The sequence below is a fragment of the Xanthomonas sp. NCPPB 1132 genome (genome assembly GCF_056629235.1).
On the sequence record NZ_CM152819.1, the window covers coordinates 638,332 to 652,202 of the forward strand.

15 protein-coding genes are annotated in these 13,871 nt (G+C 69.1%); 8 read left to right on the forward strand and 7 right to left on the reverse strand.

Annotation, left to right across the window (positions count from 1 at the left end):
• Positions 1-48: 48 nt before the first annotated feature.
• Positions 49-1,293: a putative DNA modification/repair radical SAM protein gene (locus AC1G9L_RS02800; RefSeq protein WP_019801168.1), complete on the forward strand. Its 1,245-nt coding sequence runs from the start codon at positions 49-51 to the stop codon at positions 1,291-1,293.
• A gap of 56 nt (positions 1,294-1,349) precedes the next feature.
• Positions 1,350-2,792 (forward strand): UdgX family uracil-DNA binding protein, encoded by a 1,443-nt coding sequence (locus AC1G9L_RS02805; RefSeq protein ID WP_481070238.1) that lies wholly within the window; start codon positions 1,350-1,352, stop codon positions 2,790-2,792.
• A 119-nt stretch (positions 2,793-2,911) separates the two neighbouring features.
• On the opposite strand, the gene AC1G9L_RS02810 is transcribed toward AC1G9L_RS02805, so the two are convergent.
• Both AC1G9L_RS02810 and AC1G9L_RS02815 read right to left on the reverse strand, forming a co-directional pair.
• Positions 2,912-3,502, reverse strand: coding sequence for a fasciclin domain-containing protein (locus AC1G9L_RS02810; protein WP_019800539.1), 591 nt, complete (start codon positions 3,500-3,502; stop codon positions 2,912-2,914).
• 302 nt (positions 3,503-3,804) lie between these two features.
• Positions 3,805-4,473: a class I SAM-dependent methyltransferase gene (locus AC1G9L_RS02815; RefSeq protein ID WP_019800540.1), complete on the reverse strand. Its 669-nt coding sequence runs from the start codon at positions 4,471-4,473 to the stop codon at positions 3,805-3,807.
• A 262-nt stretch (positions 4,474-4,735) separates the two neighbouring features.
• Between AC1G9L_RS02815 and AC1G9L_RS02820 the strand changes: the two genes are divergently transcribed.
• Complete coding sequence (locus AC1G9L_RS02820; protein WP_019800541.1) at positions 4,736-5,173, forward strand: hypothetical protein; 438 nt, start codon at positions 4,736-4,738, stop codon at positions 5,171-5,173.
• Between the two features lie 290 nt (positions 5,174-5,463).
• The gene (locus tag AC1G9L_RS02825) at positions 5,464-7,101 is read left to right on the forward strand and encodes a Na+/H+ antiporter (protein ID WP_019801501.1); all 1,638 of its coding nucleotides are present in this window, start codon (positions 5,464-5,466) and stop codon (positions 7,099-7,101) included.
• A gap of 108 nt (positions 7,102-7,209) precedes the next feature.
• Here the strand turns inward: AC1G9L_RS02825 and AC1G9L_RS02830 are convergent, their stop codons facing one another.
• Positions 7,210-7,689, reverse strand: a complete 480-nt coding sequence (locus tag AC1G9L_RS02830) for an AsnC family transcriptional regulator (protein ID WP_019801502.1) — start codon at positions 7,687-7,689, stop codon at positions 7,210-7,212.
• Between the two features lie 165 nt (positions 7,690-7,854).
• Between AC1G9L_RS02830 and AC1G9L_RS02835 the strand changes: the two genes are divergently transcribed.
• From AC1G9L_RS02835 to AC1G9L_RS02845, 3 genes are all read left to right on the forward strand, one after another.
• Entirely contained in the window at positions 7,855-8,730 is an 876-nt protein-coding gene (locus tag AC1G9L_RS02835) for a DMT family transporter (RefSeq protein WP_481070239.1), read from the forward strand.
• Positions 8,731-8,892: 162 nt separating this feature from the next.
• The gene (locus AC1G9L_RS02840) at positions 8,893-9,840 is read left to right on the forward strand and encodes an ATP-binding cassette domain-containing protein (protein ID WP_019801504.1); all 948 of its coding nucleotides are present in this window, start codon (positions 8,893-8,895) and stop codon (positions 9,838-9,840) included.
• Positions 9,837-10,598, forward strand: a complete 762-nt coding sequence (locus AC1G9L_RS02845) for an ABC transporter permease (RefSeq protein ID WP_019801505.1) — start codon at positions 9,837-9,839, stop codon at positions 10,596-10,598. Before AC1G9L_RS02840 ends, AC1G9L_RS02845 begins: the two co-directional genes overlap by 4 nt.
• Positions 10,599-10,685: 87 nt before the next feature.
• Here AC1G9L_RS02845 and AC1G9L_RS02850 read toward each other — a convergent pair whose 3' ends face one another.
• A complete protein-coding gene (locus tag AC1G9L_RS02850; protein WP_010343635.1) occupies positions 10,686-10,928 on the reverse strand; it encodes a DUF3297 family protein in 243 nt (80 codons plus the stop codon).
• 146 nt (positions 10,929-11,074) lie between these two features.
• On the opposite strand from AC1G9L_RS02850, the gene AC1G9L_RS02855 reads away from it, so the two are divergent.
• Positions 11,075-11,614, forward strand: a complete 540-nt coding sequence (locus tag AC1G9L_RS02855) for a DUF6630 family protein (RefSeq protein ID WP_010343634.1) — start codon at positions 11,075-11,077, stop codon at positions 11,612-11,614.
• 128 nt (positions 11,615-11,742) lie between these two features.
• On the opposite strand, the gene AC1G9L_RS02860 is transcribed toward AC1G9L_RS02855, so the two are convergent.
• The 3 genes from AC1G9L_RS02860 to motB all read right to left on the reverse strand — a co-directional run bounded on the left by AC1G9L_RS02860 (position 11,743) and on the right by motB (position 13,866).
• Positions 11,743-12,027 carry a DUF4031 domain-containing protein gene (locus AC1G9L_RS02860; protein ID WP_481070240.1) on the reverse strand — a complete coding sequence of 95 codons (285 nt, stop codon included), beginning with the start codon at positions 12,025-12,027 and terminating at the stop codon, positions 11,743-11,745.
• 8 nt (positions 12,028-12,035) lie between these two features.
• Positions 12,036-12,560 carry a hypothetical protein gene (locus tag AC1G9L_RS02865; RefSeq protein WP_019802375.1) on the reverse strand — a complete coding sequence of 175 codons (525 nt, stop codon included), beginning with the start codon at positions 12,558-12,560 and terminating at the stop codon, positions 12,036-12,038.
• Between the two features lie 106 nt (positions 12,561-12,666).
• A complete protein-coding gene (gene motB, locus AC1G9L_RS02870; RefSeq protein ID WP_481070241.1) occupies positions 12,667-13,866 on the reverse strand; it encodes a flagellar motor protein MotB in 1,200 nt (399 codons plus the stop codon).
• Positions 13,867-13,871 lie beyond the last annotated feature (5 nt).

Consider the following 13,871-nt stretch of genomic DNA (forward strand, 5'->3'; position numbering starts at 1 on the left):
CGCATCCGCGTCTCACCGTTTGAGACGCGGACCCGGCATCGTCTGCCGGTGAATACCCTCGAAAAACTCGCCGTGCTCGCCGACGCGGCCAAGTACGACGCCTCCTGCGCCTCCAGCGGCGCCGACAAGCGCCATTCGCTGCGCAGCGGCGGCATCGGCAGCACCGAGGGCATGGGCATCTGCCACTCGTACACGCCCGATGGGCGTTGCGTGTCGCTGCTGAAGATCCTGCTGACCAATTTCTGCGTATTCGACTGCGCGTACTGCGTCAATCGCGTCTCCAGCAACGTGCGCCGCGCGCGCTTCACTCCGGCCGAAGTGGTCAAGCTGACCCTGGATTTCTACAAGCGCAACTACATCGAGGGGTTGTTCCTCTCCAGCGGCATCATCCGCAACAGCGACTACACCATGGAGCAACTGGTGGAAGTGGCGCGGCAGCTGCGCGAGGAGCACCGCTTCGCCGGCTACATCCATCTCAAGACCATTCCCGATGCGGCGCCGGAACTGCTTGCCGCCGCCGGCCGCTACGCCGACCGGCTCAGCATCAACGTGGAGTTGCCGACCGAGCGCGGCCTGGCGCAACTGGCGCCGGAGAAGAACGTCGGCGGCATCCGCGCAGCGATGGGCGAGTTGCGCTGGCGCATCGAGGAGAGCAAGGAGGCGCGCAAGGCCGAGGCACGGGTGCGCGCCAAGCCGCCGCGTTTCGCCCCGGCCGGACAGAGCACGCAAATGATCGTCGGCGCCGACGGCGCGGACGACCGCGCGATCCTGCACACCAGCCACAATCTCTACGGCAACTACCGCCTGCGCCGGGTCTACTACTCCGCGTTCAGCCCGATTCCCGACGCCTCGGCCAAGTTGCCGCTGCTGGCGCCGCCGCTGCAGCGCGAACACCGCCTGTACCAGGCCGACTGGCTGCTGCGGTTCTATGATTTCTCGGTGGAGGAGATCGCCCCGCCCACCACCAGCGGCATGCTCGACCTCGACGTGGACCCCAAGCTGGCCTGGGCGCTGCGTAACTCCGAGCGGTTCCCGGTGGATCTCAACACCGCCGCGCGCGAGATGCTGCTGCGGGTGCCGGGGCTGGGCACGCGCAATGTCGAGCGCCTGCTGCTGGCGCGGCGGCATGCGCGGCTGCGGGTCGAGGACCTGGCGCGATTGCGGGTGCCGCTGAAGAAGCTGCTGCCGTTCGTCAGTGTGCTCGACCACCACCCGCGGCAACGGCTGGACGATCCGCAGCGGCTGCGCGCGCAACTGGCGCCGGCGCCGCGGCAGGTGGGCTTGTTTGATTGACGCGGTGAGTGCGGCCCGTCGCGTTCGACGCGCTGGTGCGAGGCAGGGAGCGGACCGTGTTCCAGGCTGAGGTGGTGCCGCCGTGGAGCCTGGAGGCGTGGCGGGCGGTGGCGCGGGCGGCGTGGTGTGCGCAGGTGGCGCCGGAGACGCTGGCGTGGGATGGCGATGCGCAGGGTGGTCTGCTCGTCGGGACCGATGTCGCCACGCTGCCGGCGCAAGTGGCGCCGCCGCGGGTGTCGGCCGAGTTCCTGGCGCTGGCCGGTGCGGTGCTGTGCCATCGCGATCCGCAGCGGCACGCGCTGCTGTACCGCCTGTTGTGGCGCATCGCCGGCGGCGAGCGCGCGCTGCTGCAGCGGGTCACCGATGCCGATGTGCACCGCGCGCAGCAGTGGGCGCAGGCGGTGCGCCGCGACAGCCACAAGATGAAGGCGTTCGTGCGCTTCCGCGAGGTGCCGGGAGAGCAGGAGGCCTACATCGCCTGGTTCGAGCCGGAACACCACATCGTCGATCGGGTGGCGCCGTTCTTCGCGCGCCGTTTCACCGGCATGCGCTGGGCGATCCTCACCCCGTACCGCAGCGTGCGCTGGGACGGCGAGACGCTGCAGTTCGGCGCCGGTGCGCAGCGTGCCGATGCGCCGGCCGACGACGCGCAGGACACGCTGTGGCGCACCTACTACGCCAACATCTTCAACCCGGCGCGGCTCAATCCGACGATGATGCGCCAGGAGATGCCGCAGAAATACTGGAAGCATCTGCCGGAAGCGCAGCTGCTGCCCACGCTGATCCGCGACGCCGGGCTGCGCGTGCGCGAGATGGCCGAGCGCGCGCCCGAGCCGGTGCGCCGGCGCATTCCCGCGCCGGCACCGGCGCCGGTGGTGGCCGCCGACGACAGCCTCGAGGCGCTGCGCGTGGCGGCGCGCGACTGCCGCCGTTGTCCGCTATGGCAGCCGGCCACCCAGACCGTGTTCGGCGAAGGCCCGCAGGACGCGGCGGTGATGGTGGTCGGCGAGCAGCCCGGCGACGAGGAGGACCTGAGCGGGCGTCCCTTCGTCGGCCCGGCCGGGCGCCTGTTCGATCGCGCGCTGCAGGAACTGGGGGTCGAACGTGCAGGCATGTACGTGACCAACGCGGTCAAGCATTTCCGTTTCGAGCAGCGCGGCAAGGCGCGGCTGCACCGCAATCCCGAGCGCGCGCATGTCGAGGCCTGCCGGATGTGGCTGGCCGGCGAACTGGCACGGGTGCGTCCGCGCATCGTGCTGTGCCTGGGCGCGACCGCGGCGCGCGCGGTGCTGGGGAGCGGCTTCAGGCTGATGGACCAGCGCGGGCAATGGCAGGCGCTGGACGACGGCACCCGCGCGCTGGCCACGGTGCATCCGTCGTGGGTGCTGCGCCAGCGTGGCGGCGAAGCGGGCGATGAAGCCTATCAAGGCTTCGTGCGCGACCTGCGCGTGTTGGCGGCGCAGGTGCCGATGCTGCACACGGGAAATTCCGGCAACTGACCATGCGTGCGCGTGCCGCGGTGTCGCCATCGGGGCGCGGCGGCGCGGTTGCATGCGTGGACGTGCAAAACGGGGACGGCCGCAGCCGTCCCCGCGATGCCAATGCACCCCCGATGTGCTTACGGCATCAAAACCTTGTCCACCACATGGATCACGCCATTGCTCTGCATCACGTCGGCGGTGGTGACGTGCGCGGTATTGCCCTTGCTGTCGGTGAGGGTGATCTTGCCGCCGCGGGCCTTGGCGATCAGCGTTTCGCCCTGCACGGTGGTCAGCTTGGCGCTGCCGCCGCCGGCCTTGATCTGCGCCAGCAACGCCGCCGCGTCGAGCTTGCCCGGGACCACGTGGTAGGTCAGCACCTGGGTCAGCTTTTCCTTGTTTTCCGGCTTGAGCAACGTGTCCACCGTGCCGGCCGGCAGCGCGGCGAAGGCGGCATTGGTCGGTGCGAACACGGTGAACGGGCCGGCGCCCTTCAACGTGTCCACCAGGCCGGCGGCCTTGACCGCGGCGACCAGTGTGGTGTGATCCTTGGAGTTGACCGCGTTGTCGATGATGTCCTTGGTGGCGTACATCGGCGCGCCGCCGACCATCGGATTCGGCTTGGTCTCGCTCATCGCGGCGTGGTCGTGCATGGCGGCCTGGCTGGGGGCGGCCATGGCGGGCAGGGAGACGAGGCCGGCGAGGGCCAGGGACAGCAAGTGGAGTTTCATGGGCTTGGCTCCTGGAAAGGGATGCACGGCCAGTCGACCGTGCACCTGCCTTTACGCGCCCTGCGCCGGCGCGGTTGCATCACGCCGCCCAGATAATGATGAACGCGCTGCGCCGGCCTTGTCGCCGCTCGGGTCTTGCGCGGTCAAGCCGGTCTCCCTGTGTGCTGAAACACACGCGGCGACAGGCCGTGCGAGGCAGCGGCGCCTGCGCACGCTGTGCCCAACCGCCTGTGGTGCGTCATCGACGCGTCCGTAGACGCCGCCGCCTGGCAGCGCCGGTCAGCGCAAGGCGGCGTATCGGCTCAGCGGCGCTGCAGCACGTAGCTGTTCTCGAAGCCGTGGGCGCAGCCGAGCACATGGAAGTCGCCGAAGTAGCCGGCGGCGCGCAGCAGGTCCACTGCCGGGCCGACCTCCGGCGAGTACTCCCAGTCGCCGTAGTCGTCGAACACCACGAATCCCCCCGAGACGACGCTGGGCGCGTACAGCAGGAAATCCAGCAGCACGTTGCGCCCGGTGTGGCCGCCGTCGATGTGCAATAGCGCCACCTTCGGCTCCATGGCGTAGAAATGCTCGGCGCAGAATTCGGAATAGCCGCGGATGAAGCGCGCGTTGGGCAGCAACTTCTGCCGATAGTGGTTGAACTCCTCGAACTGGTTCGGCAGCGCGAACGGATCCATGCCGATCACCCGGCGCTGGCGGCCAGACACCTCGTTCATCAGCACCAGCGACTTGCCCTTCCACACCCCGATCTCCACCAGGTCGCCCGGCACGCCCTCCAGCAGCAGGCACAGGTAGCCCAGCAGCCGCACGTGGTCGTGGAAGGACAGCTCGCGCCGCTCCATCGCGTGTTCGGCCGGCAGGCCGGCCTGGGCCTGCACGAAGTGCTCGCCGATCAGCTCCCAGATCCGCGGGATGCTGCCTTCGGCCGCGTGTTCGTCGATGAAGCGGTTGAGTTCCTGGATGGTGAGCATGCGGTCTCCGGCGAAAAGGCGCCGGTGTCGGCCACCGGCTCTGCCGCCGGATAGTAGCCTCCTCGGGACACGCCTGGACGCCCGCCTGGGGGCGTGTGGGGTCACGATGCGTCCCGCGGCGCCCGGTCGTTCGCGCGTGGCGACGCAGAGGCATGCATCGCCCGTGGAATCAGTCCTGGTCCGATGGCCGTGGCGTGAGCGTCCGCCGATGCTGCGGTTGTACCGCGATGGGCGCGGTGCAGCCCAACCAGGAGAAAGGACAATGGTCGCACTGCGCGGCAGTCGCAACAATTATCAGCTATCGGCCCACGATGAAGATCTGCAGGACGCCCCGCCGCTGACCCAGAGTGCAGCACGGATGCGCAACAAGGAGGGTACGGCGAAGGCGCGCGCCATCGCACGGTTGTCGACGGCGACCGGCCTGACGTTGTCGCTCAGCCAGTTTTCGGTGACCAGGACCGCCATCGGCGACACCGGTCCCTCCACGCCGGTGGAGTGGCGCTACGAGGTCACCACGGGGCAGGGCGCGCGGGCGCGGCACTGGACGCTGATGGTCGACATGGACGACGTGCCCGCAGGTGCGCAGGGCAATGGTCCGGACCGGCCGCACGTGGGCTATTCCTACTGGTGCACCGGCTACGACCCGGTGGCGCGGGTGAACGGACATATCTTCGTGGAGTACGTGTCCGCCTCACGCTGAGGGCGGCGTGGTGGGACGGCGGCACGCATGCCGGGACCGGCGCGACCGCACCGGCATGGCCGCCGTCGGAGCCTGGACGGACCGGCATCTTGAGACGGGCGGCAGTGGCTCGATCAGGGCGAAGCCCCGCGTCGGTGCGATTGTGTCCGCGGCGCCGCCTGCCGACCCGGCAGCACGGCCGGACACCGCGCCGCCCGCCCCACTGGACATCGCCGCCGCGGTGCGCTTTGCTTGCAGGCTCCCCCATTCATGGGCGGCGCCGCCGGCGTGGCGCCGCCGTCCGGACGAGCATGCATTCGATCGAAGTGGTCTTGGCGATGTTGCTGGCGGTGGTGGCCAGTGGCTACCTCGTGCGTGTCCTGCCGTTCTCGCTGCCGTTGCCGCTGGTGCAGATCGGCCTGGGCGCGATCATCGCCGGCGTGTTCAAGAAGGGCTATGCGCTGGAGCCGGAGCTGTTCTTCCTGCTGTTCCTGCCGCCGCTGCTGTTCCTGGACGGCTGGCGCATCCCCAAGCAGGGCCTGTTCCGCGACAAGGGCGTGATCCTGGAGCTGGCGCTGGGCCTGGTGGTGTTCACCGTCATCGGCGCCGGCTTCCTGATCCACTGGATGATCCCGACCATGCCGCTGGCGGTGGCGTTCGCGCTGGCCGCGGTGGTGTCGCCCACCGATCCGATCGCGGTGTCCTCGATCGCCGCACGCGCGCCGATCCCAAAGCGGCTGATGCACATCCTGGAAGGCGAGTCGCTGCTCAACGACGCCTCCGGCCTGGTCTGCTTCCAGTTCGCGGTGGCCGCGGCGATCACCGGCACGTTCTCGCTGGCCGACGCCTCGCTGACCTTCCTGTGGGTGGCGCTGGTCGGGGTGGCCGCCGGTATCGCGGTGGTGGTCGGCACCAGCCTGGCGCAGCGCTGGGTGTGGCGCCAGGTCGGCGAGGAGCCGGGCGCGGCGATCCTGGTCAACCTGTTGCTGCCGTTCGCCGCCTACCTGCTGGCCGAGGCGATCAACGCCTCGGGCATCCTCGCCGCGGTCGCCGCCGGCATCGCCATGAGCTACGTGGAACTGAGCGGCCGCGCCCCGGGCAGCATGCGCGTGCAGCGTTCGGCGGTGTGGGACATGGTGCAGTTCACCCTCAACGGCATCATGTTCGTGCTGCTCGGCGAACAGTTGCCGGGCATCGTGCAGGGCGCCATGCACAACATGGACGAGGCCGGACACCTGGACCCGTGGTGGTTGCCTGCCTACGCGCTGGCGATCTACGTCGGCCTGCTGCTGCTGCGCTTCCTGTGGGTGTGGCTGTCGCTGCGCTGGACCCTGCTCAAGGCACGCCGCCGTGGCGAGGACCGGCAGAGTCCGCCGTGGCGGATCGTGGTGGCGACCTCGCTGGCCGGCGTACGCGGTGCGATCACCCTGGCCGGCGTGCTGACCCTGCCGCTGGTCCTGCCTAGCGGCGCCGCGTTCCCGGCACGCGACCTGGCGATCTTCCTGGCCAGCGCGGTGATCGTCACCTCGCTGCTGGTCGCCAGCATCGGGTTGCCGCGGCTGCTGCGCGGGCTGGAGCTGCCTGAGGAACCGACCGACCGTCTGGAAGAAGACCTGGCCCGGCGCGAGTCCTCGCGTGCGGCGCTGGCGGCGGTGGAGAAGCTGCGCCAGCGGCTGGTGCAGGACAGCGAGCACGCCGATCTGTACAACGAGGCGGCCAACCGGGTCAGCGCGCTGTACCAGCGCCATCTCGACCACGGCGAGGCGATGGAGAGCGACCCGGAGGAGGCGCGGCGGCTGGATGCGGTGCTGCGCCAACTGCGCCATGCCGGCCTGCAGGCCGAACGCCAGGAACTGTTCAAGCTGACCCGCCAGCGCAAGATCTCCGACGAGATCGCGCGCCGGCTGATCCGCAACCTGGATCTGCTGGAGGCGCGGCGCAAGAGTTGATCGACGGCCGGGAATGGGGAGTCGGGAATGGGGATTCGTGAAAGCGGGTCGTCGCGCCGTTGCAGATTTTTCGCGGTGTCGTTGCTTGCGCCCGGCTAGCGCGCCGGGCTAGGTCTCTTCGGCCAGCGGCGGCAGCCGTCGCGGCACCGGGGTCGATTTCACGATCGCGGTATTGGTTTCGGCGCGATCGGTGACTTTCGCCAGGATGCTGTCCAGGTGCGCGATGGTGCGCAGGTACAGCCGGCAGATGAAGCAGTCTTCGCCGGTCACCTTGTCGCATTCGACGAACTCCGGGATGCGCTGCAGCAGTTCCTCCACCAGGTGCAGCTGCCCCGGCAGCGGTTTGACCCGCACGATCGCCTGCAAGGTGTAGCCGAGCGCACGCGGGTCGAGTTCGACCGTGAATCCGGCGATCACGCCCTGCTGCTGCAGCCGGCGCACGCGGTCGGCGGTGGCGGGCGCCGACAGGCCGATCTGCCGGGCCAGTTCGCTGGTCGCCATGCGCGCGTCCTGAGCCAGGGCGGCCAGGATGGCGCGGTCGATCGCATCGAGCGTGGTAGCAGTTGGGGTGGAAAGGCGATTTTGCATTTTGACCTTTGTTTAAAAGGAAATTGCTGAATTATGCCTAATTTTAGACATGTCTTCGAGCATTGGTGGTTCCTACAATGACGACCATTCGCAGCATTGCAAGGAATCGGGATGGCTTCCAACGAAATTCGCCGGGGGGCGGCCGAGATGGTCGTGGTCATGCTCATGTCCGGCACGATCGGCTGGCTGGTGGTGTCGTCGGGGCAGTCGCCGTTCAACGTGGTGTTCTTCCGCTGCCTGTTCGGCGCCGCCACGTTGCTCATCGTCTGCGCGGCACTGGGCCTGTTGCGGCGCAAGGCGTTTTCGCCGCGGATGCTGGCGCTGGTGCTGCTCGGCGGGGTGGCGATTGTGGCGAACTGGCTGCTGCTGTTTGCCGCTTACGGCCGCGCGTCGATCTCGATGGCCACTGCTGTCTACAACACGCAGCCGTTCATGCTGGTCGGGCTGGGCGCGCTCGTGTTCCGCGAGCGCATCAGCGCCTCGACCGTGGCGTGGCTGGCGGTGGCCTTCGTCGGGCTGGTGGGCGTGGTGCGCATCGCCCCGGCGGTGCTCGCAGTGCCGGGCGAGTACCTGCAGGGCGTCGCCCTGGCGCTGGGCGCGGCGTTTCTGTACGCGGTGTCGTCGATCGTCACCAAGCACCTGAAAGGCACGCCGCCGCACCTGCTCGCGCTGCTGCAACTGGGCATCGGCATCGTGTTGCTGGCGCCGTTCGTGCACTTCGATGCCTTGCCCAGCCGTCCCGGCCAATGGCTGGATCTGGTCGTGCTCGGCGTGGTCAACACCGGGGTGATGTACGTGCTGCTTTACGGCGCCATCCAGAAGCTGCCCACCGCGATGATCGGGGCGCTGTCGTTCATCTACCCGGTGGTGGCGATCGCGGTCGATCGCATCGCCTTCGGGCAATCGCTGGCGTGGACGCAGGTGCTCGGGGCAATGCTGATCCTGCTGGCGGCGGCCGGGGTCAACTTCGGCTGGCGTGTGTGGCCGTGGCCACGCGCGGCGCGGGCGCCTGCCAGCCGGCTCAAGACTGGCGAGCGCTAGGCCACGGCGCCACGACGGCGTCGCCTGGCGTTTGCGGGCCCCTGGCTGGCGCACTGTCCCGCATCCGGGAGAGTGCTTCCGCCGGATCGGGATTTATCCATCACGATCGGGCTTCTACCCTGGAGGCCGTTTCCGCAGCCACCGCGCGCCCAGGGAGTTCCCGTGTCGCCGATCATTTCCGTGCAACAGCTCACCAAGACCTACGCCGGGGGCTTCCAGGCGCTCAAGGGCATCGATCTGGAGATTCGCCGCGGCGAGATCTTCGCCCTGCTCGGCCCCAACGGCGCCGGCAAGACCACGCTGATCAGCATCATCTGTGGCCTGGTCACCCCCAGCAGCGGCCGGGTGCTGGCCGATGGCCACGACATCGTGCGCGACTACCGCGCCGCGCGCAGCAAGATCGGCCTGGTGCCGCAGGAACTTGCCACCGATGCGTTCGAGACGGTGTGGGCGACGGTGCGCTTCAGCCGCGGCCTGTTCGGCAAGCCGCGCGACGATGCGCACCTGGAGCGGGTGCTGCGCGAACTGTCGCTGTGGGACAAGCGCGACAGCCGCATCTCCACCCTGTCCGGCGGCATGAAGCGGCGCGTGCTGATCGCCAAGGCGCTGGCCCACGAGCCATCCATCCTGTTCCTGGACGAACCCACCGCCGGCGTCGACGTGGAGCTGCGCCACGACATGTGGCAGATGGTGCGGCGCCTGCGCGAGCAGGGCACCACCATCATCCTGACCACCCACTACATTGAGGAGGCCGAGGACATGGCCGACCGCGTCGGCGTGGTCAATCGCGGCGAACTGGTGCTGGTGGAGGACAAGCGCACGCTGATGCGCAAGCTCGGCAAGAAGCAACTGGCGCTGACCCTGCAGGCGCCGTTGACGAGGGTACCGGCGGCGCTGGCGACGCAGCCGCTGGAGCTGTCCGCCGACGGCGCGACGCTGACCTACACCTACGACGCGCAGGCCGAGCAGACCGGCATCGGCGCGCTGCTGCGGCAACTGGAGGCGCAAGGCGTGGAGATCAAGGACCTGCAGTCCAGCGAGAGCTCGCTGGAGGAGATCTTCGTCAACCTGGTGCGGCCGGCGTCCGCCGCGGCGGAGGTGCGCGCATGAACCTGCACGCGATCGCCGCGATCTACCGCTTCGAGATGGCGCGCACCTTCCGCACGCTGACCCAGTCCATCGCTTCGCCGGTGCTGTCGACGTCGCTGTACTTCGTGGTGTTCGGCGCGGCGATCGGCTCGCGCATGGGCGACATCGACGGCATCCGCTATGGCGCCTACATCATCCCCGGGCTGGTGATGCTGTCGCTGCTCAGCGAAAGCATTTCCAACGCCTCCTTCGGCATCTACATGCCGCGCTGGGCCGGCACCATCTACGAGGTGCTGTCGGCGCCGGTGGCGTGGTGGGAGGTGGTCATCGGCTACGTCGGCGCGGCGGCGAGCAAGTCGGTGCTGCTGGGCCTGCTGATCCTGCTCACCGCACGCAGCTTCGTGCCGTACGAAATCGCGCATCCGCTGTGGATGTTCGGTTTCCTGGTGCTGACCGCGCTGACCTTCAGCCTGTTCGGTTTCATCATCGGCGTGTGGGCCGACGGCTTCGAGAAGCTGCAGGTGATTCCACTGATGGTGATCACGCCGCTGACCTTCCTCGGCGGCAGTTTCTACTCGATCAACATGCTGCCGCCGCTGTGGCAGAAAATCAGCTTGTTCAACCCGGTGGTGTACCTGATCAGCGGCTTCCGCTGGGCGTTTTACGGCAAGGCCGACGTGCACATCGCGACCAGCCTGGGTATGACCCTGGCGTTCCTGGCGCTGTGCCTGGGCGTGGTCTGGGCGATCTTCCGCAGCGGCTACCGGCTCAAGCCCTGAGCGCGGCCCAAGGGTCGCGCCGCGTGCGGCCGCGCGTCGCAACGTGCCGGCGGGCGTTGTGCCTGCCGGCGCTCGCGCTTACCGCGTTTACTTGGCGTCGAGCCAGAACGCCTCGACCGTGCCCTTGACCTTCATGGTCATCGGGTTGCCGCGGCGGTCGCGCGCCTTGCCGACCTGCACGCGGATCCAGCCTTCGCTGATCGAGTACTCCTCGACGTTGTCGCGCTCCACGCCGTTGAAGCGGATGCCGACGCCGCGCGACAGCGTCTCGGCATCGTGGAACGGGCTCTGCGGGCTGACCGCCAGGCGGTCGGGGGGCGTGTCGGACATCGTGATGGCTTCGCGTGACGGCGGACAGCGCCGTCTTCCGGGCTGCGAAGGATAAACGCCCGCGGCGCCGTTGCCGAGTTCCGCGCTTCCGTCGCCGCGCCGGGCGCGGCACACTGGCGCTCCTCCGTGATGCCCGATGCGCCGCCATGCCCGACAACAGCGCCGACTACGACGATCCCGACGACCTGTTCGACGACGACGACGATCCGGACACCCAGCAGGGCCTGATCTGGAACCTGCTGCTGCTGATCAATCCCGGCGACGAGGAAAGCGCGCTGCGCCAGTTCGACGCCTACCGCGAGGCCGCCGGCGAGGCCGAGCGTGAGGACGCGGACTGGCTGTGGACGCTGAAGGACGCGATCGACTGGCGGGCGGGCTTCTACGTCGACAGCCACGACCGCGAGGCGCTGATCGGCGCGATCGACGAACTGGCCGCGCGCTGGAACCTGCGCATCGACTGGGGCGGCGACATCGACGACGCCGATTTCCTCGAGGACCACGACAGCGCCTCGCTGCTGGCGGTGGCCTACGACCGCCTGCGCGAGCACGGCTACAGCATCTGGTGCTGGGACGCCGGCAGCGAGATCCGCGCCGGCTGGATGGCGCTCAGCCGCGACGACCAGGACATGCAGCGCCTGGCCGCGATCCTGGGCATCGACCTGCGCCCGGGCAGCGATCCGTTCTAGGCAGACGTCCGCCGACACGGAGGGTGTGCCGTAGGAGCGGCTTCAGCCGCGACAGGCGTTCCCGGGGACGCCTGTCGCGGCTGAAGCCGCTCCTACGAAACGCGTGGCGGCGAACGTGCCGCCACCGCTCACTGCGCCTCGCCCCGCGCCTGCGCACGCGCATGGCGGATCAATGCTTTCAGCAGTTCGCGATCGCTGTGTCGCGAGACCGGTACCGCGCCCAGGCGGATCGCTTCGTCGCGCAGGGCGGCGGGCACGTCGTAGTGCGCGCCGCTGAGTTTGTTCTGGAAGGCGCGGCGGGGGATGCCCAGCCGCGCCGCCATGGCGTGCAGTTCGTCCAGCGTGTCGGCGAGCAGGTGGCCCCAGCGCTGGCCGCGCCAGGGATGCACCGCATCGTCGATGTAGACCGCCACGCGCCAGGTCAGGCCGGCTTGTGCGTGCCGTCGGCATCGGCCGCGGGGTCCGCGGTGGCGCTGCCGTCGGCCTCGGCCGGAGCGGCATCGTCCGTCTCCGCCGCGGCGTCCGTGTCGGCCCCGTCCTCGTCCGCACCCTCTTCCGCGCCGTCGCCCGCGGCGAACTCGGCAACCAGCGCGTCCAGGTACTCGGTCGGGGTCTGGCCGGCTTCGGCCGCCAGCGCGTCGATCATCTGCTGCAGCTGCACCGAGTAGTCCAGGGTGATGGTGTTGCCTTCCTGCTCCTGCAGGTTGGCCAGGTGCTTGAGCATCGCCAGCATCGGCACCGGATTGTCGGCATTGCCCATGGTCTGGCCGCCGACCGACAGCAACCACTGGCGACCCTGCAGGCCGATCGCGGCCAGCACGCGGCCGCTCTCGTTCTGCAGCACGGCGTGGTTGGCGATGGGCTGCTCGCGGCCCAGGCGGGCGAAGGGGCGCGGCGACTGCTGCTTCTTGCGCTTGTCGCGCTTGGCTTTGGATTGCTTGGACACGGCGGTCTCGTTGGCGAAGTGGCGGCCATTGTAAGCGCCGGGCCGTGTGCGGTCCCGCCGGCGCCTGTCTGCCTGGCCGCCGGCGGCACAGCGAGCACTGCCGCGATCAGCGTGCGCTGGTCGCCTCGGTTCCGCCTGCGCCTGCGCCGGCGGCAGCCGTCACCGGTGCCCCGCCGTTGATGCTGCGCAAGGCATCGCGCGCGGCGGCGGCGGCCGCCTCCGGCGAAGTGGTGCGCGGTTCGACGATCTGTACCGAGGCCTTGCCGGAGGTGGCGGCCGGGGCAGTCGGCGCAGCGCCGTTCGCGGCGGCAGGCGTCGCCGCGGGCGCGCCCTTGCCGGCGGCCGGCGCTGCGGCCGCTTCGGTCGCCGCCGCGCTCAGGTCCGGTACCTTGGTGTCGGCGTCGGGCTGCACCGTGCCCAGGGCGACGCTGTGGTCGCCATCGGCGGTGGCGGCGTCCTCGGCATCCTTGGTCATCACCACGATGCTGATGCGGCGGTTGATCGGATTGTTCGGCACCTGCTTGTCGAACAGCACCGAGGAGGACAGCCCGACCACGCGCGAGACCTTGTCCTCGCCCATGCCGCCGGCGACCAGCTCGCGGCGCGCGGCATTGGCGCGGTCCGCGCTCAGTTCCCAGTTGCTGTAGCCGTTCTTGCTGCTGTACTGGGTGACGTCGGTGTGGCCGGTGATGCTGATGTGGTTGGGCACCTGATTGATGAAGCCGGACAGCTCGTGGAGGATGCCGCGGGTATAGGGCTTGAGCACCGCGCTGCCGAGGTCGAACATCGGCCGGTTCTCCTTGTCCACGATCTGGATGCGCAGGCCGTCCGGGGTCAGGTCCAGCAGCAACTGGTCCTTGAACGGTTCCAGCGCCTGGCTCTTGTCGATGGCTTCCTTCAGTTCCTGCATCAGCGTTTCCAGGCGTTGCTTTTCCTTCTCGCGCTGCGTGGTCTTGCTGTCGTCGCCCTTCAGGCTCTTGCTGCCGAACGGATCCTTGTTGTTGCCGCGCTGCATCTCGCCGGCGCCGCCGAGCTTGATCATCGAGGTGCTGGCGCCACCGGGGCCGGCCATGCCGGGGCTCGGCGCCGGGCTCTTGCCGGCCAGCGGACTGGGATTGCGGAAGTATTCGGCGATCGCCGCGCGCTGTTCCTTGGTGGTCGCCGCCACCAGCCACAGCACCAGGAAGAACGCCATCATCGCGGTCACGAAGTCGGCATAGGCCACCTTCCACGCGCCGCCGTGGTGGCCGCCGCCCTGGACCTTCTTGACCCGGCGGATGACGACGGTGGATTTGGTCTCGGCCATGACCG

Bases quoted from the DNA above. Each gene is read 5' to 3' on its own strand.
- AC1G9L_RS02850 (WP_010343635.1), bottom strand. From the start codon at position 10,928: ATGTCCGACACGCCCCCCGACCGCCTGGCGGTCAGCCCGCAGAGCCCG.
- AC1G9L_RS02810 (WP_019800539.1), bottom strand. From the start codon at position 3,502: ATGAAACTCCACTTGCTGTCCCTGGCCCTCGCCGGCCTCGTCTCCCTG.
- AC1G9L_RS02825 (WP_019801501.1), top strand. From the start codon at position 5,464: ATGCATTCGATCGAAGTGGTCTTGGCGATGTTGCTGGCGGTGGTGGCC.
- motB (WP_481070241.1), bottom strand. From the start codon at position 13,866: ATGGCCGAGACCAAATCCACCGTCGTCATCCGCCGGGTCAAGAAGGTC.
- AC1G9L_RS02835 (WP_481070239.1), top strand. From the start codon at position 7,855: ATGTCCGGCACGATCGGCTGGCTGGTGGTGTCGTCGGGGCAGTCGCCG.
- AC1G9L_RS02855 (WP_010343634.1), top strand. From the start codon at position 11,075: ATGCCCGACAACAGCGCCGACTACGACGATCCCGACGACCTGTTCGAC.
- AC1G9L_RS02830 (WP_019801502.1), bottom strand. From the start codon at position 7,689: ATGCAAAATCGCCTTTCCACCCCAACTGCTACCACGCTCGATGCGATC.
- AC1G9L_RS02820 (WP_019800541.1), top strand. From the start codon at position 4,736: ATGGTCGCACTGCGCGGCAGTCGCAACAATTATCAGCTATCGGCCCAC.
- AC1G9L_RS02815 (WP_019800540.1), bottom strand. From the start codon at position 4,473: ATGCTCACCATCCAGGAACTCAACCGCTTCATCGACGAACACGCGGCC.
- AC1G9L_RS02845 (WP_019801505.1), top strand. From the start codon at position 9,837: ATGAACCTGCACGCGATCGCCGCGATCTACCGCTTCGAGATGGCGCGC.